The organism is Romboutsia sp. BSD2780061687b_171204_C1 (assembly GCF_015560225.1).
Classification (GTDB): Bacteria; Bacillota; Clostridia; order Peptostreptococcales; family Peptostreptococcaceae; genus Romboutsia_C; species Romboutsia_C hominis.
The window spans coordinates 862,759-884,095 of record NZ_JADMRK010000001.1 but is presented as its reverse complement, the minus strand read 5'-3'; the positions used below and the strand labels follow the sequence as shown (position 1 = coordinate 884,095).

The following is a 21,337-nucleotide window of genomic DNA, read 5'->3' as shown; positions in this document are numbered from 1 at the left end:
AAAAGGAGAGCAAGGACCTGAAGGTAAAATAGGACCACAAGGTCCAAGAGGAGAAAAAGGAGAGCAAGGACCTGAAGGTAAAATAGGACCACAAGGTCCAAGAGGAGAAAAAGGAGAGCAAGGTTCTGAAGGTAAGATGGGACCACAGGGACCAAGAGGAGAAAAAGGAGAGCAAGGGCTTCAAGGTAAGATAGGACCACAGGGACCAAGAGGAGAGAAAGGAGAGCAAGGACCTGAAGGTAAAATAGGACCACAAGGTCCAAGAGGAGAAAAAGGAGAGCAAGGACCTGAAGGGAAGGTAGGACCACAGGGACCAAGAGGAGAGAAAGGAGAGCAAGGACCTGAAGGGAAGATAGGACCACAGGGACCAAGAGGAGAAAAGGGTGAACAAGGTCCTGAAGGTAAGATAGGACCACAGGGACCAAAAGGAGAAAAAGGAGAACAAGGACCTGAAGGTAAGATAGGGCTACAGGGACCAAGAGGAGAAAAAGGAGAACAAGGACCTGAAGGTAAGATAGGACCACAAGGGCCAAGAGGAGAAAAAGGAAATTCAACAGTTCAAAATAATGCTTATCTAGTTCAGTCAGAATCAGTAAGTATTAGCCCAACATCAAGATTTGTATTTAATTCTAGTTTTATAAATGGTACAGATATAAGTGTTAAAAATGATGGCATGACTGTAGTTTTATCTCCAAATGCCACATATTATATTAAGTATACAGTAACAGGAAATTCGTATAATACTTATATAGTTGGACTTAGAGTAAATGAAGCTTTAATCAAAGGATCACTAGCATACTGTGAAGAAGGTATTAAAAATTCAATTAGTAATGGAGCTATATATACTACTGGAAATTGTGAAGAGGAACTTGACTTATATAATTTTTCTAACAGAAATATAAAAACAATACCAAATTCAGTTAATATGCAAATAATAAGAATTAATTAACTTTATAAATAAGATTAATTAAAAATAATAAAAAGCTATCTTACAAAGTAAGATAGCTTTTTGTTTATGTATTTATAGTGGTTTATTTGTATATTTAAGCTCAATATTTATAATAATTATGTATTTTAATGGGAAATATACTATATCATGGACAAATTAAATTAAGGAGAAATGAAATGAATGAATCTTATTGGATTTTAAGCTCTAAGCATAGTGAGTTAGGTAGCTTAGAAAAAAATATAAAAACAAATATTTTAATAGTTGGTGGAGGAATAGTAGGAGTTACAACAACTTATTTATTAGCTAAAAATGGTTTAAAATCTACTATTGTTGATGCTAATAAAATAGGTTATGGAGGTTCTGGGAGAAATACTGGAAAGATAACCTCACAACATGGAATAATATATTCAAAGATAAATCAAAAGTACGGAATAAAAGATGCTAAATTATACTATGAAGGTAATAATCAGGCACTTAATTTAATTGAAAAAGTAACAAAAGAACACAATATAGACTGTAATTTAAAAAGAGAAGACTCATATATACTTGCACAAAATGAAAATTACTTAGAAGAATTAAAAGAGGAATATGAGATTTGTAAAAAAATAGGGATTGATTGCGAGTACCATAAAAGTTTAGATTTACCAGTAGATGTGAAGGGAGCTATTAGTTTTAAAAATCAATGTCAATTTAATCCTAAAAAGTATATAGATGGATTACTAAAAGAATGTATAAACTTAGGGGTTAAAGTTTATGAAAACACACCTATAGTTGACTTTAATAAAGGAGAAGTTTGTGAATTAAGAACCAACAAAAATAATAAAATCTTTGCAGATATAGTTGTAATAGCATCACATATGCCTTGGTATGATGGTAAAAACCTTTACTTTGCAAAAGAAAAGGGAGGAAGGTCTTATTTAATAGCTGGCAAACTAGAAAAAGACATAATCCCAGGAATGTTTTTAGGAGTTGAGGAACAAGGGATAACATTTAGAACTTATAATGAAGGGAATAGAAAACTATTAATATTTGGTGGTGGAGATCATAAAGTTGGTCAGTGTAAAAATGAAGAAGAAATGTATGAAAAACTAAAAAATTATGCAAAAGATAAATTTAAAATTAAAGAATTTAAATATCAATGGTCAGCTCAAGATTATATGAGTTATGACTACCTACCTTATATAGGTCATATAAACAAAAAACAAGACAATGTATATGTAGCTACAGGATTTTCTAAGTGGGGAATGAGTAATGGAACTTTATCAGCAATAATAATAAGTGATCTTATAGCTAAAAAAGAATCTATATATGAAAATCTATTTAATCCATCTAGAAAAAGTAGCTATTTAACAACAGATTTTTATAAAGAAAATTTAAATATGACAATAGAGTATATAAAAGGGAAATTTAATATAGGAAAAGAAGAATTATATATAGAAAAAGGAGAAGGGCAGATTGTAACTATTGATGGAAAAAGATATGGGGCTTATAGACATCTTAATGATGAACTTTATATAGTTGATATAACTTGTACTCATCTAGGTTGCGAGCTTAGATTTAATTCAGCAGAAAAAACTTGGGACTGCCCATGCCATGCTTCTAGATATGATTATAAAGGAAATGTATTAGAAGGACCTACTGTAAAACCTTTAAAAAGATACGGAGAAGGAAAAAATCATATTCATATAAACTTGAATTAAGGTATATATAATATATTTAAAGACAGAATATAACTTAAAATTTACGAATTTTAAATTTATATAAAACGAGGAGCTATCAAAATGATTGCTCCTCATTTTATATCTTACAGTTGTATATTATTAATTAAATAAAATGTATATGCTTTGAATGTTAAATAATAATATTAAGATTACTTGAATATACTAAAGTGGACAGAAACTTTACAAAAACAATCTGCTCATATTTAGGAGGTAGATATGAGTATAAAAAACAATGTTCTCTTTCAAAAGCTAGAACTTAGACAATTTTGTACTTATAGATTTATATTTGGAATAAGTTATAGCTTTATGATTCCTATAATACCACTTTTCCTTGATTCAATTGGAATAACTACAGTTATGATTGGTACTATAATGTCTTTATATGGAGTAAGCAAAACACTAGCACAGATTCTATTTGGGAGAGTATCTGATTATATAGGAGATAAAAAAACTTTAATATTTGCTTTGATACTAATGACCTTTGTTCCATTTTGTTATACCATAACAAATAAGCATATAATAGCAGGAAGCTTATACATAGTACAAGGAGCAGTACTTGGTATGTTAGCACCTGCTACTTATTCTATATTATCAAGATCCGTAGAAGTAACTAGAAGAGGAGAGAGTACAGGATTAGCAGCAGCAGTTTTTACATTCGGTGGAGGAATAGGTGCTGCTATTGCTGGATACATTTTATCAAATACTGGTAGTTATGATATTGTATTTTATTTATCTTCAGGAGGGATATTGCTTACACTTATATATGTAATATTTAAGGTAGAAAAAGGCAAATTGGATCATTCTAAGTGTAGTAGCAAAAAGAAAGCTATAAAAGAAGAAATTAAAAGATATAGTTTAAAATATAAAATAATTATGTTATGCGCTATTGCATTTTTAGGAGACTATATATGGATGTGTAGTTGCTTTATTCCATTTTTATGGACAGGAAGTGCTGGGAGCTACTACATCGTACACTTCATCAATTATATCAATATACTTATTTGTATTTGGGTTAGGAGCACCTATTGCAGGGTGGGTAAGTGATAAGATAGGAAATAAAAGACAATTATTTTTATCTTTTTGTGTTATTAATATAACCTTACTTGGATTATCTTTTACAAGAAGCATATCTATATTTACCACTATAATAATAGTATATTTTCTTGGAGCAACTTTTTTAAATGCTTCACTTCAAAGTCTTTTATCAGAGTTTGGGGAAAATCCTAAAATAAAGGGTAGCGTATTTGGTATAGTTGGAGCATCTGAATCTTTTGGATATGCACTTGGGCCAATGTTATCTGCACATGCATATAATTTTAATAAGTCTTGGTTATTTTTAAGTCTATTATTAGTTTCAATGATAGTTTCAATTATTTATTTACTATTATATAAAAAAGCTAAAATATAAAATTTAATAAAATAACCCCTACGTCAAAAATTAAGACATAGGGGTATTTTTACATGTATGAAACACTTAATGCTATACAACATTGTGCAATGTAATAAACTAAAAGATTAAGACCTGCCATAAATTTTGGACAATCTCTATAAAAATATACAAAAGACAATATTAAATCAGAAACTATAAATAATAATGCTCCAATTTTAACTAAAAATACTCCAAAATTATTAAATCCTATTAAATATAAAGATATTGATTTTATAAACATAAAGCTAATAAGTACAGAATAAAAGGCTATATATCTAAATACTCCTTTAAAATCAAAGTTTTTAATAGACTTTAGTATAGATAAAGAACCTATGGAAAGTATAGCAGTAAATAAAATATCATAAACAGTTAAAGAAGTAATAGATATAAAACATAAGGAAAAGAATATCTGAGCTATACTAAAGCTTAAAAGACCATGAATAAAAGCATTATCCATAGAGTTTTTACTTCCATTCTCAAATATAAGAAATATATCTCCAAATAGTGAAAATATAAGCCCCATAAGTATAAGTATAAAATAAGTAAAATTATTACTAGAGCTATATCCATTTATACATATTCCTATAAATAATAAGCTAGTTACAGTTTTTAAAATAGGCCTTAAATTTTTAAAAGGTTTATATGTAAAATAAATAAGGCTTATTAAAGATAAAGTCATAAAAAATAATAATAAATAGACCATAACAACCTCCTCAATATACAATAAATAATATATAATTATAATAATACAATATATATAAATTCACAGAAAAGAGATGAGAGATTGATAAAAGATATATTAAATAATCAAAGGTTATACTTTGAAAGCAATAAGACTAAAGACATAAACTTTAGATTAGATAAATTAAAAACTCTTAAAAAAGCTATAGTAGAAAATGAAGAGGCTATACTTAATGCACTTTATAAAGATTTAGGAAAATCACATTTTGAAGGATATGAAACAGAAATTGGTATAGTATTAGAGGAGATAAACTACGCTATAAAACATTTAAAAAGTTGGAGCAAAAATAAGAAAGTATCAACTCCTATAACTCAATTTCCTGCTAAAAGTTATATAGTAAGTGAACCTTATGGAGTAGTACTTATAATGGCGCCTTGGAATTATCCCTTCCAATTAACTATATCTCCGCTTATAGGTGCTATAGCTGGTGGAAATTGCTCAATACTTAAGCCATCGGAGTTTTCAGTTCATACTTCTAAGGTAATAGTTGATATTATAAATAAGTACTTTGAAAGAGGATATATAAACGTAATAGAAGGTGGAATAGGAGTTAATCAACAAATATTAGAAGAAAAATTTGATTATATATTCTTTACAGGTAGTGTAAATGTAGGAAAGATAGTAATGAATAAAGCATCTAAATATTTAACACCAGTAACACTTGAACTAGGAGGCAAAAGCCCTTGTATAGTAGAAAAGTCAGCAAATGTAGAGTTAAGTGCTAAAAGAATAGTATGGGGGAAATTTTTAAATGCGGGCCAAACTTGTGTAGCGCCTGATTATATTATAGTGCACAAAGATATTAAAAAAGATTTAATAGATAATATGAAAAAATATATAATAAAGTTTTATGGAAATAATCCTATTGAAAGTGTGGACTATCCTAAAATAATAAATAAAACACACTTTGATAGATTAAATAATCTTATGAAAAATACAGATGTAATTATAGGTGGAAATATAGATAAATATAAATTAAAAATAGCACCGACCATTATAGATAATATAGACAATACTTATCCTATAATGGATGAAGAAATATTTGGACCACTACTTCCTATAATAACTTATGAAGATTATAAAGATATAATAGAAATAGTAAAAAAACATCCAAATCCACTAGCACTATATTTATTTACTAAAAATAAAGATATTGAAAAATACATAATAAATAATATAGCTTTTGGAGGAGGGTGTATAAATGATACTATAATCCATCTAGCCACTTCAAATCTTCCATTTGGAGGTAGAGGAACTAGTGGAATGGGATCTTATCATGGTAAGAAAAGCTTTGATACTTTTACACATAAAAAGAGTATACTTAAAAAGTCAAATTTAATGGATATACCAGTTAGATATGCACCTTATAAGGGCAAATTAAAATTACTTAAAAAGATATTAAAATAAATATATTAATTTATAGATCAAATATTTAAAGTAGATTATGGATAAAGGTTTTGATATAATTAAATTAAAGTATATAATACTTGAATGTATAAAATTTAATAAATATAAAGTGCTTGGTGTCAAGTAGACTTAATAGGGAATTAGATGAAAATTCTAAGCTACCCCAGTAACCGTAAAACTGACGAAATCTTAAAAAGCCACTGATAATTCGGGAAGGCAAGAAAGTAGGAAGAAGTTGAGCCGGGATACCTGCCAGTACTTTTTAATCTATTGCCTTCTGAGGGTAGGGTATATAATTAATTTGAATAATTTAGCATACTCTAAGAGTGTGCTTTTTGTATTTAATTTATATAAATATCATTTCAGCTAATAACACTGCAGTTAAATATAGAAATAAGTGTTAAATCAAAATATTCTTATCTTTATATAACTTAAATAATAAGATATGTTTAAAAATAATAAAGTATAAATGTACTTCATTTGACATTAAAATGACACATTTTGACACGATATAATGATAAACTAAGATTAAAGATTACATAATTCTTAGTAAAATGATAATTTGTATCTATAAAACTATAAATATTTAAAAGAAAGGAGGAGTAAGTTCAAGGATATGTCATTTAATAATAACTAAAAATTAATTAGATTAATGCATAGACATGAAAGGCAAAACAATGAAGTAGATGAGTTAAAATTTAAATTTGTAAATACCCCTTCAGGATGCTTCTATGTTGAATTAAATAAAGACAACGACATAGAATAAAAAACTTATAAGGAAAATTTAAAAATAAGGAGTAAAATATGAAAAAGAAAGTATTAAGTATAATAATGGCTGTAACCTTGGTAATGCTTACAGTAGTTGGATGTTCAAGTAAAGAAGTGGTTATAAAAGACAGAGAAGGCAGAGAGATTAAAGTACCAAATAAAATAGATAGAATAATATCAACAGCACCATCTAATACTGAAGTATTAGTAGAACTTGGACTTGCTGATAAGCTAGTAGCAGTAGATAAGTATTCAGCAGATGTCGCTGGTATACCAGATAATGTAGAATTAATAGATTTTTCCAAGCCAGATGCAGAAAAAATAATAGGATTAGAGCCTGACATAATAGTAGCATCAGGGCATAATAAAACTGGTTCAACTGAAGATCCATTTAAGATAGTTGAAGAATCTGGAATAAGTGTAGCTTACATACCAAGTAGTAATAGTATACAAGGGATATATGACGATATAACTTTTATATCTGAAGTAACTAACACTAAGGAAAAAGGCAAGAAAATAGTAGAAAATACAAAATCTCAAATTGAGGATATAGCTAAAAAAGGTAAAGATATAAAAAATAAGAAAAAAGTTTATTTTGAAATAGGACCAGCTCCAAATCTTTATAGCTTTGGTAACTCGACATTCTTAAATGAAATGATAGAATTAATAGGAGCTGAAAATATACTTAAAGATGAAAATGCTTGGATATCACCAAGTGCAGAAACTATAATAGATAAAAATCCAGATGTTATATTAACTAATGTTAATTACATAGAAAATCCAACTGATGAAATAAAAGGTCGTGAAGGTTGGGAAAATATAAATGCAGTAAAAAATAATCAAGTTTATCAAATAGATACAAATTCATCATCTCGTCCATCTCAACATATAATAAAAGCCCTAAATGAGATGGCAAAGGCAATATATCCAAATGTATACAACAACTAGAAAGTGGGCATTACTTTCTATCCCAATAGTATTTATAATATTTTGTATTGGAACTTCTATTGGAAGTTCCAATATTAATATAATAGACACTGCACAGATACTTTTTTACAAATTATTTAATCTATCACTAGGAGATAATATAAATCCTAAAGATGTATCTATAATATGGGCCCTTAGAGTACCAAGAGTATTACTAGCATTTTTAGTTGGTGGTTCACTTGCTGTAAGTGGATCAGTAGTCCAATCTATTTTAAAAAATGAACTAGCATCTCCATATACCCTAGGAGTATCATCAGGTGCATCACTAGGTGCAGGTCTAGTTATAATACTTGGGGTAAACATACCTTTTTTAGGAAATTTAACTCTACCTTTAATAGGTTTTTTATTTGGGCTTTTTACAGTATATGGAGTTATAGTATTTTCCTCTAAAATAGATAAAACAATGTCAAATAACACCATAATACTTGCGGGTATGGTATTTTCTTTATTTGTAAATGCGCTTTTAACAACTATAACGGCGTTATTTAGTGAAGATTTAAAAAGTATAAGTCTATGGCAAATGGGAAGTTTTGCTATGAAAGGATTCTCAGCAGTTAAAGCTATAATACCATTTTGTGTAATAGGTATAGTTGGTATTTTAATATATACAAAAGAAATGGATATATTAACTTTTGGTGAAGAACAAGCTAAAGCTGTCGGAGTAAATACTACTAAAGTGAAAAAAAGACTATTTATATTTTCAGCAATACTTACAGGAAGTGCGGTAGCATTAAGTGGGACTATAGGATTTGTAGACTTGATAGCACCTCATATAGTTAGACGTATATTTGGTTCTAAGCACTCTTACGTAATACCAATGTCATTTGTATTTGGTGGGAGCTTAATGGTAATAACAGACTTAATAGCAAGAACTGTAGTAACACCAGCAGAACTACCAGTAGGTGCTGTAACGGCTATAATTGGTGCGCCATTTTTTGCTTATGTATATTTTAGTAAAGGTAAGAGGTCATAATATGTTAGAAGTTAAAAATCTTTTTTGTAGTTATGATAATGTAGATATAATAAAAAATGTAAGTTTTAAAGTAGAAAAGGGTAAAAATTTATGCATAGTAGGTCCAAATGGATGTGGTAAAAGTACATTACTAAAGTCCATTGCAAATATTATAGATTATAGAGGCAGCATAAAAATAGACAATGATGAAGTAAATACTTTAAGTAGAAAACAATTAGCTACTAAAATAGCCCTTATGAGCCAAATAAGTCAAATATACTTTCCATATAGTATATATGAAACAGTTTCACTTGGAAGATATGCACACTCTAGTGGTATATTTAACTCTTTAAATAAAAAAGATAAAGAGTTAATATTAGATTCAATAGATAAAGTAGGATTATTAGACATTAAAGATAAGCCTATTACTGAATTATCAGGAGGTCAGCTTCAAAGGGTATTTTTAGCTAGAACATTTGCTCAAGATCCAGATGTAATACTTCTTGATGAACCAACTAACCACTTAGATTTAAAGTATCAAATAGAGTTACTAAAGCATCTATCTACTTGGGCTAAAGAAAAAAATAAAATAGTAATTGGAGTACTTCATGACTTAAATTTAGTACATTTTTTTAGCGATGATGTATGTTTAGTTAACAATGGAGAAATAGTAGCATATGGAAAGTCAAGAGATGTATTTAAAGGAGACAATTTAAAAGAAATATATAAGATAGATGTAGCTAAATTTATGATAGAAGTATTAGAAAAATGGAAATAAAAAACTATAGTGATAACTATAGTTTTTTTTATTTTTATAAATGATTTGATTAAAAAAATTATATAAAATAGCAATGTATTTTTAATTATACAAAGAATAATAATAGTTGTACTGTAGATAATATAAATATACAACAACTTAGTAAAAGGAGAATTTTAATGAAAAATAAGCCCACTAAAGTAATATTAACTATAGCTAGTATACTACTTTGTTTAGGTATTTTTACAAACAAAATATATGCTATTGAAAATAAAATAAGCACAGTGCCTGTAGTAGTACAAGACCTGCAAGACAAGGAAGCTCTTGCTAATATATTTAGAGAAATCAAAATGATAAGAGACAATATGAGAACTATAGATATAAATACTCAAACTATAAAGGAAAAAAGTGGGATACTAAAACCACAAATAACATCATATATGAATCAATTACAAGGGGTATCTAATAATCTAGAAAGACATAAAAGTATATATAAAGATTCTCAGCCAGATATATTTGTTGCAGATCAACTGCAAATACTATCATCTGTATATCAAGCACTTTTACGAGATCAATTAATATTGATAGATGGACTTTTAAAAGATGATCCAGAATCAAGCAAATTAGTTTTTTCTGATTATTTATACACTATATACTATTATGTGACATTAGGTGATCAAATGCTTAACTATATAAATGAAAACTACGGATTTTAAAATCATATTTTATAACATAAAATGAGCTATCTTTATATAAAGATAGCTCACTTTTATATAGAAATTTTAATTATCAACATCATGAAATATATTATCAAAATGAATTTTAATATCTTGAATTCTTCTATTTTCAACTTTTAGAACAGTAAACTTAATATCATTTATTAAAAGCTCTGTATTTTCATCAGGAATTTCATCTAAATTAGTTATTAAATAACCATTTAAAGTATCATAATCTCCTTCATCTAAATCAAGTTCAAATTCTTCATTAAAATCATTTATAGATAGAGAACCTTTGACTATATAATTATTATCATCAATTTTTTTTATAGGTTTTTCTTCTAAATCATATTCATCTTCTATATCACCGACAATTTCTTCTATTAAGTCTTCTAATGTAACTATTCCACTAAAGCCTCCATACTCATCAAATAATAAAGAAAGATGTATTTTTTTTTCTTTTAAAACCTTAAATAGTTCATTAGTTCTTTTAATTTCTGGAACAAAATAAGGTTCATGAAGAAGGTTTTCTAATTTAACATTTTCAAATCCTACTTTTCTGGCTTCATTAAATAGATCTTTAATATACAATACACCTACTATATTATCTATATCATCTTTGTAAACTGGTATCCTTGAATAATTAAGATCACATATTTCATCTAATATAGTATTTATATCATCATCTATATCTATTAAAAAAGTATCACTTCTTGGAGTCATTATTTCTTTAGCCAACTTATCATTAAAGTCAAATACTTTATATATCATTTGCTTTTCATCATATTCTATACAGCCATCTTCTTGAGATTGTATTATAAGTGACCTTAATTCTTCTTCAGATATTTTTTCTTCTATATCAACGTCATTATTTTTAGTTAACTTTAAAACTAGAGAAGTGGACATAGAAAGTATTTTTATAAAGGGTTTAGCGATTATAGATATAAGATAAACTGGCTTTACAGAAAATAGTGCTATACTTTCAGCTTTTTTAAGAGCTATTCTCTTAGGTACTAATTCACCAAAAACTAGTGTAAAGTATGATAATAATAAAGTTATACTTATCATAGATATTTCACTAGTATATGGAAGGTTTAATGGAATTAATACTGTCTCTAAATAGCTAGATAACCCAGTAGCAGCAGATGCACTTGAGAAAAAACCAGCTAGTGTTATACCAATTTGTATAGTAGATAAGAAGTTACTAGGTTCTGCTATAAGCCTTTGAAGTAAGATTGCTTTTTTATTACCTTCATCGCTTAAAGATTTGATTTTTGATTTGTTAACAGAAACTATAGCCATTTCTGCTGAAGCAAAGAATGCATTAATACTTGTAAGTATTACTATTAAAACTAATTGTGGGATCAAGTTCCCGGGGTCTGAATCTAAATTACTCATTTTTTCCTCCTAAACATTTTAAATTTAATACATTATTTTAATTAATGAGATTTGTTAGATACTATATATGTAGTATATAATATAAGTTTGTCTAAGGTTATAAACCTTAGACAAATAATTTATTTAAAACATCTTGCTTAACTATACAATAGATAGACTTATAGACAAAAAGGGTAGTTGTTTATTAAGCAAGATATAGTAAGCTATTTTTTCGTTATAAATTTAGTTCCTTCCATTAGCAATGTACTAATAATTGCTAATACTAAACAAGTTATAAAGCTTGTAAAGTTGTAATTATTTGGTATTGAGAAAATATCTCTCATAAATGGAAGTAGTGTAAGTGAAAACATACCTAAGCAAGTAACAACAGCACCTAATGCATATTTATTAGATTTAAATCCGATCTTAAATATAGTTTCAGTGTTTGATCTTGATGCAAAAGTCTGTATTATTCTAGATAATGTTAAAGTTGAGAAGGCCATAGCTACTCCCATTTCAGGTGAAGTTTTAAGACCAATATATTGAGCTATTATAGTAACTAGACCAATAATAGAACCTCTAGTTAATACAGATTTTAAAGTATCTTTTGATAATATTTTTTCATTAATATCTCTTGGAGGATTTTTCATAACAGACTTTTCAGGCTGTTCAAGTCCAAGAGCAATTGCTGGTAGGGAATCTGTAACTAAGTTTATAAATAGTAATTGTATAGTTGTAAATGGATTAGGTAAGTTAGCAAATACAGAAAATAGTATAGCTATTATTCCACCTAGATTACCTGAAAATAAATAAGTTATAGATTTTTTTATGTTAGTATAAACTGTTCTACCAACTTCAACAGCATTTACGATACTAGCAAAGTTATCATCAACTAACACCATAGCAGATGCATCTTTAGCAACTTCAGTACCACTACCCATACCTATACCTATATCTGCTTGCTTAAGTGCAGGAGCATCATTAACGCCATCACCAGTCATAGCACATACTTTACCTTTTCTTTGCCATGCTTTTACTATTCTTATTTTATTTTCTGGTGAAACTCTAGCATAAACTGATATATGTTCTAATTTTTCATCTAACTCTTTATCACTTAATAAATCAAGCTCTTTACCAGTTAAAGCTATATCATCAGCCTCCATTATGCCAATATCTTTAGCAATGGCAGCAGCAGTAGTTTTATGGTCTCCTGTTATCATAACAGTTTTTATACCAGAATTTTTAGCATTTTTAACTGCATCATAAACTTCTTCTCTAGGAGGGTCTATCATTGCAGTAAGACCTATTAAAGTAAGATTATTTTCATCACTTATATCTAAATTAGTATCATTAACTTTCTTAGTTGCAAAAGCTAAAACTCTAAGAGCTTTATTTGAAAACTCTTCATTTTTTTTCTTATAATCTTCTATTATTTCATCAGTTATAGAAACTACCTCTCCATCTTCAAGTGAATAATTACATCTACTAAACACAATATCAGGGGCACCTTTAGTAAACATTACTAAGTCACCATCTATTTTATTAATAGTAGACATTAATTTTCTATCACTATCAAAAGGTAATTCTCCAACTCTTTCGTATTTTTCTCTTATAGATTTGTAGTCAAATTCATTTTTATTAGCATAGTTCATAAGTGCTATTTCTGTTGGGTCACCAATTTCAACACCTTCGCTAGTTATATCTGAATCGTTACAAAGACTTGCGCAAAGTATTAAAGAAGACTCATTAAGTGAAATATTATTAGTTAAAGCAATCTCACCATCAACATTATCAGCAAGTACTTTAGAAGTAGAACCATACATATAAGTATCTACAACAGTCATTTTGTTTTGAGTTAAAGTACCAGTTTTATCAGTGCATATGACACTTGTAGAACCTAGCGTTTCAACTGCTGGAAGTTTTCTTATTATAGCTTGTTTTTTAGCCATAGTGTTAGTTCCAACTGCTAAAACTATAGTAACTATAGACGATAATGCTTCTGGTATTGCAGCAACTGCAATAGCAACTGAGAACATAAATGAATCAATAACACTTGCATTTCTTAAAAGCTGAATAGCAAATATAAGAGCTGCTAAACCTACTATACCAATTCCAAGTTTTTTACCAAATTCATCTAATTTAACCTGAAGTGGTGTTTGCTTATTTCCTGCATTATCTAGCATATGTGCTATCTTACCCATTTCAGTATTCATAGCTGTAGATGTAACAACATAAACACCTCTACCATATACTACCATTGAGCCACTAAATACCATATTTTTTTGATCGCCAAGGGCAACTTCTTCTTCTATCATATTTTCATGTTTTAGTACAGGTTCACTTTCACCAGTTAACATTCCCTCAACAACCTTAAGGCTTTGAGATTCTATAACTCTACCATCTGCTGGGACGTAGTCGCCGGCCTCTAGGATAACTACATCTCCAGGAACTAGTTCTCTTGAATCTACAGTAATCTTTATGCCATTTCTTATAACTTTAGCAGTAGGAACTGATAATTTTTTTAAACTATCAAGTGAACCTTCAGCTTTTTGGGTTTGAACAACTGATAATATAGAGTTTAGTATTAAAACTGCAAATATTATAACTGATTCAATTGCTTCACCTAAGAATATTTGAACTAGAGCTGCTACTAAAAGAATAATAACTAATGGATCTTTAAATGTTTCTAAAAACAATTTAAAAACAGAAGTTTTTTCCTTTTCTTTTAGTTCATTATAGCCATGCTTAGAGAGCTTCTTGTCAAACTCCTCCTGTGTAAGACCTTGTAAGCTAGAATCTAGCTCATTTAAGACTTTTTCAATATTTTTTTTGTAAAACATTAACATACCTCCATTTGCTTTTTTTTGCAAATAAAAAAGACCTCATGAATAAATTATTAAACGTAAATTTATTCTGAAGGTCTTGCTAACAAGTTATGTACTTGCTAATCAACCGGGATATTATCCGACATGACGATTGATTATCACAAAGTGTGAAAGCTACTCCCCCTCAGGGAGACTTATTTATTTATATAGTCATTATATTCCCATTATTATATATTGACAACACTTTTTTTTTATTTAACTTAGATTTAACATTTAAATGTTATATACCAATCTACAAAATTCGACCAATTATTATAAAAAAATATAGATAAAGCATTGATTTAACTGGTATTTAATATATTAAAATTTAAATATATAAATTTAAATATATATTAGCATACAATAAAGTGAAATTTTATTAATAGTAAAGTATATAAATATTATATTAAATATAAAAACTAGTGTATTAGTATATATAAATAACTGAATTTATATTATAATAGTTTCAATTAATAAATGTAACGAGGTGAGAAGATTAAAGTATTAATAATAAATAGTTTTGATTTAATCAATTTGTATTACATATATTAGGGAGGAAGAAATTTGAGTACAATATTAAAAAAACTTATTAGATTATTTTTAGGATTATGGTTTTGTGCTATGGGTATAGCATTTATGGTAAATGCTAAACTAGGACTATCACCATGGGATGTACTTCACCAAGGTATAGCTAATAAAATAGGAATAACAATCGGAACTGCTACAATAGCAGTAGGGCTTATATTAGTTATAATAGATGTCATACTAGGTGAAAAAATTGGTTGGGGAACTGTATTAAATATGATATTTATAGGAATATTTTTAGATATCATATTGTTTAGTGGCTTAATACCAGTTTCTAATAATTTAGGATTTGGCATAGTAATGCTTATAATAGGAATGACTCTTATGGGGTTTGGAATGGTTTTATATTTAGGAAGTGGACTTGGCAGTGGACCCAGAGATGGTATGATGATCGCTTTTCAAAAGATAACTAAAAAGCCTATAAAGGTAGTAAGAGGAACTATGGAAATTAGTGCTTTAATACTTGGCTACTTATTAGGTGAACCAGTAGGTATAGGAACTTTAATAACAGCATTTTGTCTTGGACATTTTATACAGTTAGTATTTAAAATATGTAACTTTAAAAGTGCTAACATAAAACATAGATTTATATATCAAGATATAGAATATGCTAAATCTTATTTAAGTAAAAATACTTAAGCAATTTATTTTGTATGTATTAGATTTTATATCATTAAATAATTATATTAAAAATAAAAGGAGTAAATCTAGTAATTAAAAATTATTTAGAAGTACTTCTTTTATTTTTAATACATATTTACCAATGCATCAAAACTTTATAGAGCTTACATTAGAAAATGTATAATTATTTATTTTTTTTAACTGCAACTTCATTATCTATTAATTGAAGATTATATTGTTTAATTAAATTTATTAAGTATTGTGCATAGACTTTTTTACCATTTGAATCTTCTATAGTAGAGTAACCAGCATTTTGTAAAGCAATCGCTTGAGGGATATATGTTTTTGCAGAAAACACTCCATTATTTTTATATCTCTTGTTTTCATATAAAAACTTGCCATGATCACGAATAGAATCGTATTTATTTTTATATTTTCTAAATTTATCATTTATAGTATTATTATAAAATTCATTAGTTTCAAGAAATACAGATTCCCCATTCCAATTAGTATCAGCCTTTATACCAAAGTAATTATTAAAATCTGAAGAGAGTCTAGATTCACCCCAATTAGATTCTAATATTGCTTGAGCTATAGTTATAGATGGTAATACTTTATACTTTTCATAATTATCTATTGCAACTTCTTTTATATCATTTATAAAATTCATATATTTAGTATTTGGTGAAGTTTTATTAGGTGTTAAACTATAATGCTTTAAATCATCTATATATTTATATACTAAAGAGGTCTTTTCCTTATCTAAGTTTAATTTCTTAATAACACTTTCTAGAGAATTTATATAATATTTACCTGAATTTTCTTTTATAAACATATTTGAAATTTTAAATATTTCACTATCGTCTACCTTGTTTTGATTATTATTGTTTAAAACACTTACTATAGAACATACGTATTTCCAATTTACTTGAACTTTATTTTCACTAGCTTTATCAACAATATTTATATATTTAGAAACATTAATATCATCCAAATCTATGTTTTTTTGTTTATTTAAAATTTTTGACCCTATAAAAATACATATTAAAACAGATATAACACATATGATTATAGTTTTATTTATCTTCATTTTATCATCTCCCTTAATATAAACTTGAACTTTATTGTATCATATATATTTAAATTAAAAATAGAATTTACAACTAATTTACAAGTTATATAATAAAGTAAGTTTTTATTAAGGTTTATTTAAGGTTAAATTTAAGCTTCTTTAAATTTGAAAGAATATATTATGTTTGTAAGAAAAAGAAGCATAATATAATTAGTATTTATTTAAGGTATAGAAATAGAGATAATTATATAAATGTAAAAGTTATTTGAGTATAAAGATAGTATAAAAATATAATTGTTACTAAAAATAATAATAATTATATAAAGAAAGGGAGTTATTATGAAAAAGTTATTATATATAAGTGTAAACTCAAAACCTGAAAATTTATCATCAAGCAAAACAGTAGCAAGAAAATTTATAAATAGATTTTTAGAAAGAAATAAAGGTTTTGTTGTTGAAGAAATTGATTTATATAAAGAACATATACCAAGACTTGAGTATCAATACTTTGAAAAAAGAAATTGCATAGTAAGTGAAGAAAATTCAAGAAAGTTAGATGATAAAGATAGAAAAGAAATACAAAAAATTAGAAAACTATGTGATCAATTTATCAGTGCAAATGTATATGTTATAGCAGCACCAATGTGGAGTTTATCATTTCCAGCACCACTTAAAGAATATATAGACTGTATTATTCAAGATAAAAAAACTATAAGTTTTAGTGATGAAAATAAAAAGCCTAAAGGTCTACTTGATGATAAACCTAGAACAATGATTTATATTCAATCATCGGGCGCTCATGTACCTTGGATATTAAAGCCTGCTTTTAACAAAGGAGTGAACTATATAGAAGATATAGCTAAATTTATGGGAATTAAAAAATTTGAAGATTTATTAGTAGATGGAACAGGTTATACAGAAGAAGAAAGATTAGGCGCTATAAAAAAAGCAACAGATTATATAGATGATGTTATAGATTCTATGAAATTTTAAGTAAGCATATGTTTAGTTATATAATTATCTTAAGTTATATATATTATAAAATAATAAAAAAGGAGATATTTATGCTAAAATATCTCCTTTTTTATGTTTAGTAAAACTAAATAAAACAAAAATTTTTATAAACTCAAAATTATATATACTAAACTAAAAAAAATTTAATATAAGAATAGGAAAAAAATAATACACATGTAACCCTTGAAAATACTAGTATCTTCAAAAGATTTAAAAGTTTATAAAAAAAACTCCAAAAATCCCTTGAAAAAATATTGTCAATCTTATATAATATTTAGTTTTAAAAATCACACTATACAAAATAATTTAAAATATATATAATGATATTAAGTCAGGGTAACTGACTAATAAATTATAAAAATATAGGAAGGGATATTTATGGATAGGCGGACGAATGTAAAAAAAATAATGTTAATATTGTTAGGGGCAATGATATTGTCATTTGGAATATTTAATCTAAATTATCAAAACAATATAACTGAAGGTGGAGTGTTAGGAGTTTTACTACTGCTAAAGAATGTTTTCAATGTGGATTTATCTATGGCAAATATATTAATAGATCTTAGTTTATTTGCAGTAGGTTATAAGTTCTTTGGAAAGAAGTTTTTAATGTATTCATTAGTTGCAACAATTAGCTTCTCAGTGTTTTATTCTATATTTGAAGGAATAGGACCTATAATACCAGTTCTTGAAAGCAAGCTACTAGGGACTATATTATCCGGTTTATTTGTAGGTGTAGGAGTTGGTATAATAGTTAGAGAAGGTGCAGCAGCTGGTGGAGATGATGCTTTAGCATTGGTGATTTCTAAGATTACATCTTTAAAAATAGGTAAGATTTATATGATAAGTGATGTAGTTATACTTATATTATCTTTGTCATATCTATCTGCATATGATATATTTTGGTCTTTAATAGCTGTAAATATAAGCGGAAGGCTTATAGACTTAATATATAACTACAACAACACAGATAAGCTAGCAAGTGCTTAACATATATAAAGACAGGTTTAAATACCTGTCTTTTTTGTTAAATAAATTTTGATTATAAAAAAGAAGAACTAAACATTAAAAATATTTAAAAGAGGAATATATATAAATATGTTGAATAATATAATAGAGAGATAAAGGGGGGATAAATAATGTTTTTCTTTAATAATATTAGTGGAACAGGAGTAGTAGTTTACCCAGGTTCTAATGTAGAGTTTTATGAAATAGTAGACACTAATGAGTACAAGATATCTATAAATAAAAGAACTTATAAAGTTAGCGAAGAAGTTTATAATGATGTAAAAAATAGATATGAAAAATAATATAAATACTTAAAAAAAGACTTAAGAAAATTCTTAAGTCTTTTTTTATTAAAATAAAAATCATATATTATAAAGAATAAAATAGTACAAACAGAATAATTGAAAACTACTAATACATATGGGATAATTAAATGATAAAAAGCGATCTAAAGGAGTAAAATATAATGATAAATATAAGATGTGAACTAGAAAAAGATTATAATATAGTAGAAAATGTAGTAAAGGGAAGTTTTAAAAATGAAGAGTTTAGTGATAAAGATGAGCATAACTTAGTTAATAGATTAAGAAATAGTAAAGAATCTGTAAAAGAATTAGCTCTATTAGCCGAAGTAAATGAAGAAATAGTAGGTTATTCTTTGCTTACTAAAATAAAAATAAAAAACAAAAACGAATCTAGAGAATCTTTAGCATTAGCTCCAGTTTCAGTACTACCAGAGTATCAAAAGAAAGGTGTAGGAAGCACACTAATAAATAAGGCTATAGAAAAAGCTAAAAATCTAGGATATACATCTATAGTAGTATTAGGACATCCTAACTACTATTTAAAGTTTGGATTTATAAATGCTAGTGAATTTGATATAAAACCACCATTTGAAGTTCCAGATGATGTTTTTAAAGTTTTAGTATTAGATGAAGAGAAATTTAAAGGTACAAGCGGAGTAGTAGAGTATTCAAGTGTTTTCTTTGAATAGTAGTATCAAATTAATTTAAAATAATAACTAAGAAAATTCAAAGATAATTATAAAAGACGGTGTCATATTTCACGACACCGTCTTTTGACTATTTTTTCTTATTAAATTTATTATTTGTAGATTTTTTATGTTCATACTTATCTACTTTTTTATTTTTACTTACTTTTTCTTCTTTTTTAGCTTCATTTTCTTTAGATTTTTTTCTAGCTTCTTTTTTCATCTTATCAAAATCAATTTCTACAAACTTGCCATTTTTTAACTCAACAGCTTTCATATCTATTTTAAAATCTCTTCTATAATCTCTTATAGTAGATAAATTTTGATTAGTTATTATAGATATTGCAGTTCCTTTTCTATTTCCTCTAGCACTTCTACCACATCTATGTATATATTCATTTTTACTAGGTGGGAAGTCTAAGTTAAATACATGACTAACCTCGACTATATCTAATCCTCTAGCAGAAAGATCAGAAGATACTAAAATACGAACTTTACCACTTCTAAAAGCACTAAGTGCATTTTTTCTATCTTCTTTAGTCATTTTACCAGATATACAAACAGCTTTATAGCTATGGTAATTAAGTTTTTCAGTTATAACCTCTATACTATCTTCATCATTGACAAACACGATAGCTCTACTTGGATTAGCAGAAGCTAGGGATTTTCTAAGTAATGTAAATTTTTCTCTTCTATCTCCATATAAATACATATGATTTATATTAGGATTTATTATTAATGTATCTTTAGTTTTAATCATTTTCATATCTTTCATTAAGTAATCACACATACTTATAGTATTTTCATTTAAACTAGCTGAAAATCCTAAAAGTTGTCTATCTCTTAATGTAGTCTTTATTATATTTTCAACAACTTCTTCATTTTTACCACTAAGTAAACTATCAACTTCATCAAGTATTATAGTTTTTATAGTATGTGCTTTAAGTTTTTTTTGCTTAATTAAGTCTAAAACTCTACCACAAGTACCAACTACTATATGAGGTTTTATAGTTTTTATATTTTTTATTTGCTTTTGAATATTTACTTCACCTATTATAGAAAAAGCAGTAACATTCATATTAGAATTCTTTGACAAAATTTTGGCTTGTTCAGTTATTTGCATAACTAATTCGTGAGTAGGTGCAAGTATTAACACTTGTGTTTCTCTTTTCGTAGTGTCTATTTTTTCAAACATAGGAAGTAAGTAAGCTAAAGTTTTTCCACTACCCGTTTGAGCGCTTACTAATAAGTCTTTATTATCTAATATATCTTTTATAGTTAAAGATTGAACTTCTGTTGGAGAAGTTATATTTTGTTCTTTAAGTCCTTTTATTAGGTTTTCATTTAAGTCTAATTTTTCAAATGTGTTCATTTTTA

General features: G+C 27.0%; 18 protein-coding genes and 1 riboswitch. Of the genes, 13 read left to right on the top strand and 5 right to left on the bottom strand.

The features are described 5' to 3' along the window. Positions 1–1,125 precede the first annotated feature (1,125 nt). The 3 genes from I2H23_RS04470 to I2H23_RS15330 all read left to right on the top strand — a co-directional run bounded on the left by I2H23_RS04470 (position 1,126) and on the right by I2H23_RS15330 (position 4,078). A complete protein-coding gene (locus tag I2H23_RS04470) occupies positions 1,126–2,649 on the top strand; it encodes an FAD-dependent oxidoreductase (protein WP_195581126.1) in 1,524 nt (507 codons plus the stop codon). A 237-nt stretch (positions 2,650–2,886) separates the two neighbouring features. Next, positions 2,887–3,714, top strand: a complete 828-nt coding sequence (locus I2H23_RS04465; protein ID WP_242871319.1) for an MFS transporter — start codon at positions 2,887–2,889, stop codon at positions 3,712–3,714. Continuing rightward, on the top strand, positions 3,620–4,078 hold the full coding sequence (locus I2H23_RS15330; RefSeq protein ID WP_242871320.1) for an MFS transporter: 459 nt from the start codon (positions 3,620–3,622) through the stop codon (positions 4,076–4,078). Before I2H23_RS04465 ends, I2H23_RS15330 begins: the two co-directional genes overlap by 95 nt. Positions 4,079–4,127: 49 nt before the next feature. Here I2H23_RS15330 and I2H23_RS04460 read toward each other — a convergent pair whose 3' ends face one another. Further along, the gene (locus I2H23_RS04460; RefSeq protein WP_092925729.1) at positions 4,128–4,802 is read right to left on the bottom strand and encodes a lysoplasmalogenase; all 675 of its coding nucleotides are present in this window, start codon (positions 4,800–4,802) and stop codon (positions 4,128–4,130) included. Between the two features lie 24 nt (positions 4,803–4,826). Between I2H23_RS04460 and I2H23_RS04455 the strand changes: the two genes are divergently transcribed. The 5 genes from I2H23_RS04455 (at position 4,827) to I2H23_RS04435 (ending at position 10,428) form a co-directional block, all read left to right on the top strand. Further along, on the top strand, positions 4,827–6,248 hold the full coding sequence (locus I2H23_RS04455; RefSeq protein WP_330615394.1) for an aldehyde dehydrogenase: 1,422 nt from the start codon (positions 4,827–4,829) through the stop codon (positions 6,246–6,248). Between the two features lie 96 nt (positions 6,249–6,344). Then, positions 6,345–6,519, top strand: a riboswitch (cobalamin riboswitch). A gap of 533 nt (positions 6,520–7,052) precedes the next feature. After that, positions 7,053–7,964: an ABC transporter substrate-binding protein gene (locus I2H23_RS04450; protein WP_092925734.1), complete on the top strand. Its 912-nt coding sequence runs from the start codon at positions 7,053–7,055 to the stop codon at positions 7,962–7,964. Next, positions 7,948–8,976, top strand: coding sequence for a FecCD family ABC transporter permease (locus I2H23_RS04445; RefSeq protein ID WP_092925736.1), 1,029 nt, complete (start codon positions 7,948–7,950; stop codon positions 8,974–8,976). Before I2H23_RS04450 ends, I2H23_RS04445 begins: the two co-directional genes overlap by 17 nt. Before the next feature lies 1 nt (position 8,977). After that, complete coding sequence (locus I2H23_RS04440; RefSeq protein WP_092925738.1) at positions 8,978–9,733, top strand: ABC transporter ATP-binding protein; 756 nt, start codon at positions 8,978–8,980, stop codon at positions 9,731–9,733. A 158-nt stretch (positions 9,734–9,891) separates the two neighbouring features. Next, entirely contained in the window at positions 9,892–10,428 is a 537-nt protein-coding gene (locus tag I2H23_RS04435) for a hypothetical protein (protein WP_092925740.1), read from the top strand. Positions 10,429–10,494: 66 nt separating this feature from the next. Here the strand turns inward: I2H23_RS04435 and I2H23_RS04430 are convergent, their stop codons facing one another. Together I2H23_RS04430 and I2H23_RS04425 are read right to left on the bottom strand one after the other, a co-directional pair. Then, the gene (locus I2H23_RS04430) at positions 10,495–11,826 is read right to left on the bottom strand and encodes a hemolysin family protein (protein WP_195581125.1); all 1,332 of its coding nucleotides are present in this window, start codon (positions 11,824–11,826) and stop codon (positions 10,495–10,497) included. 203 nt (positions 11,827–12,029) lie between these two features. After that, positions 12,030–14,645 (bottom strand): cation-translocating P-type ATPase, encoded by a 2,616-nt coding sequence (locus I2H23_RS04425; protein ID WP_092925744.1) that lies wholly within the window; start codon positions 14,643–14,645, stop codon positions 12,030–12,032. A gap of 588 nt (positions 14,646–15,233) precedes the next feature. On the opposite strand from I2H23_RS04425, the gene I2H23_RS04420 reads away from it, so the two are divergent. Next, positions 15,234–15,893, top strand: a complete 660-nt coding sequence (locus I2H23_RS04420) for a YczE/YyaS/YitT family protein (RefSeq protein WP_243248188.1) — start codon at positions 15,234–15,236, stop codon at positions 15,891–15,893. A 166-nt stretch (positions 15,894–16,059) separates the two neighbouring features. On the opposite strand, the gene I2H23_RS04415 is transcribed toward I2H23_RS04420, so the two are convergent. After that, positions 16,060–16,965 (bottom strand): glycoside hydrolase family 73 protein, encoded by a 906-nt coding sequence (locus I2H23_RS04415; RefSeq protein ID WP_092925746.1) that lies wholly within the window; start codon positions 16,963–16,965, stop codon positions 16,060–16,062. 321 nt (positions 16,966–17,286) lie between these two features. On the opposite strand from I2H23_RS04415, the gene I2H23_RS04410 reads away from it, so the two are divergent. From I2H23_RS04410 to I2H23_RS04395, 4 genes are all read left to right on the top strand, one after another. After that, the gene (locus tag I2H23_RS04410; RefSeq protein WP_195581124.1) at positions 17,287–17,940 is read left to right on the top strand and encodes an FMN-dependent NADH-azoreductase; all 654 of its coding nucleotides are present in this window, start codon (positions 17,287–17,289) and stop codon (positions 17,938–17,940) included. A 399-nt stretch (positions 17,941–18,339) separates the two neighbouring features. Next, positions 18,340–18,951, top strand: a complete 612-nt coding sequence (locus I2H23_RS04405) for a YitT family protein (protein WP_092925750.1) — start codon at positions 18,340–18,342, stop codon at positions 18,949–18,951. 149 nt (positions 18,952–19,100) lie between these two features. Further along, complete coding sequence (locus I2H23_RS04400; RefSeq protein ID WP_166505459.1) at positions 19,101–19,271, top strand: hypothetical protein; 171 nt, start codon at positions 19,101–19,103, stop codon at positions 19,269–19,271. Between the two features lie 164 nt (positions 19,272–19,435). Then, positions 19,436–19,963, top strand: a complete 528-nt coding sequence (locus I2H23_RS04395; protein ID WP_195581123.1) for a GNAT family N-acetyltransferase — start codon at positions 19,436–19,438, stop codon at positions 19,961–19,963. A gap of 88 nt (positions 19,964–20,051) precedes the next feature. On the opposite strand, the gene I2H23_RS04390 is transcribed toward I2H23_RS04395, so the two are convergent. Continuing rightward, positions 20,052–21,332, bottom strand: a complete 1,281-nt coding sequence (locus I2H23_RS04390; protein WP_092925754.1) for a DEAD/DEAH box helicase — start codon at positions 21,330–21,332, stop codon at positions 20,052–20,054. Between the last annotated feature and the right edge of the window lie 5 nt (positions 21,333–21,337).

What these genes read in the sequence shown, in the direction of transcription:
- I2H23_RS04390 (WP_092925754.1), bottom strand. Translation starts at nt 21,332, where the DNA reads ATGAACACATTTGAAAAATTAGACTTAAATGAAAACCTAATAAAAGGA.
- I2H23_RS04460 (WP_092925729.1), bottom strand. Translation starts at nt 4,802, where the DNA reads ATGGTCTATTTATTATTATTTTTTATGACTTTATCTTTAATAAGCCTT.
- I2H23_RS04430 (WP_195581125.1), bottom strand. Translation starts at nt 11,826, where the DNA reads ATGAGTAATTTAGATTCAGACCCCGGGAACTTGATCCCACAATTAGTT.
- I2H23_RS04395 (WP_195581123.1), top strand. Translation starts at nt 19,436, where the DNA reads ATGATAAATATAAGATGTGAACTAGAAAAAGATTATAATATAGTAGAA.
- I2H23_RS04410 (WP_195581124.1), top strand. Translation starts at nt 17,287, where the DNA reads ATGAAAAAGTTATTATATATAAGTGTAAACTCAAAACCTGAAAATTTA.
- I2H23_RS04425 (WP_092925744.1), bottom strand. Translation starts at nt 14,645, where the DNA reads ATGTTTTACAAAAAAAATATTGAAAAAGTCTTAAATGAGCTAGATTCT.
- I2H23_RS04440 (WP_092925738.1), top strand. Translation starts at nt 8,978, where the DNA reads ATGTTAGAAGTTAAAAATCTTTTTTGTAGTTATGATAATGTAGATATA.
- I2H23_RS04465 (WP_242871319.1), top strand. Translation starts at nt 2,887, where the DNA reads ATGAGTATAAAAAACAATGTTCTCTTTCAAAAGCTAGAACTTAGACAA.
- I2H23_RS04470 (WP_195581126.1), top strand. Translation starts at nt 1,126, where the DNA reads ATGAATGAATCTTATTGGATTTTAAGCTCTAAGCATAGTGAGTTAGGT.
- I2H23_RS04400 (WP_166505459.1), top strand. Translation starts at nt 19,101, where the DNA reads ATGTTTTTCTTTAATAATATTAGTGGAACAGGAGTAGTAGTTTACCCA.
- I2H23_RS04445 (WP_092925736.1), top strand. Translation starts at nt 7,948, where the DNA reads ATGTATACAACAACTAGAAAGTGGGCATTACTTTCTATCCCAATAGTA.
- I2H23_RS04450 (WP_092925734.1), top strand. Translation starts at nt 7,053, where the DNA reads ATGAAAAAGAAAGTATTAAGTATAATAATGGCTGTAACCTTGGTAATG.
- I2H23_RS04415 (WP_092925746.1), bottom strand. Translation starts at nt 16,965, where the DNA reads ATGAAGATAAATAAAACTATAATCATATGTGTTATATCTGTTTTAATA.
- I2H23_RS04405 (WP_092925750.1), top strand. Translation starts at nt 18,340, where the DNA reads ATGGATAGGCGGACGAATGTAAAAAAAATAATGTTAATATTGTTAGGG.
- I2H23_RS04435 (WP_092925740.1), top strand. Translation starts at nt 9,892, where the DNA reads ATGAAAAATAAGCCCACTAAAGTAATATTAACTATAGCTAGTATACTA.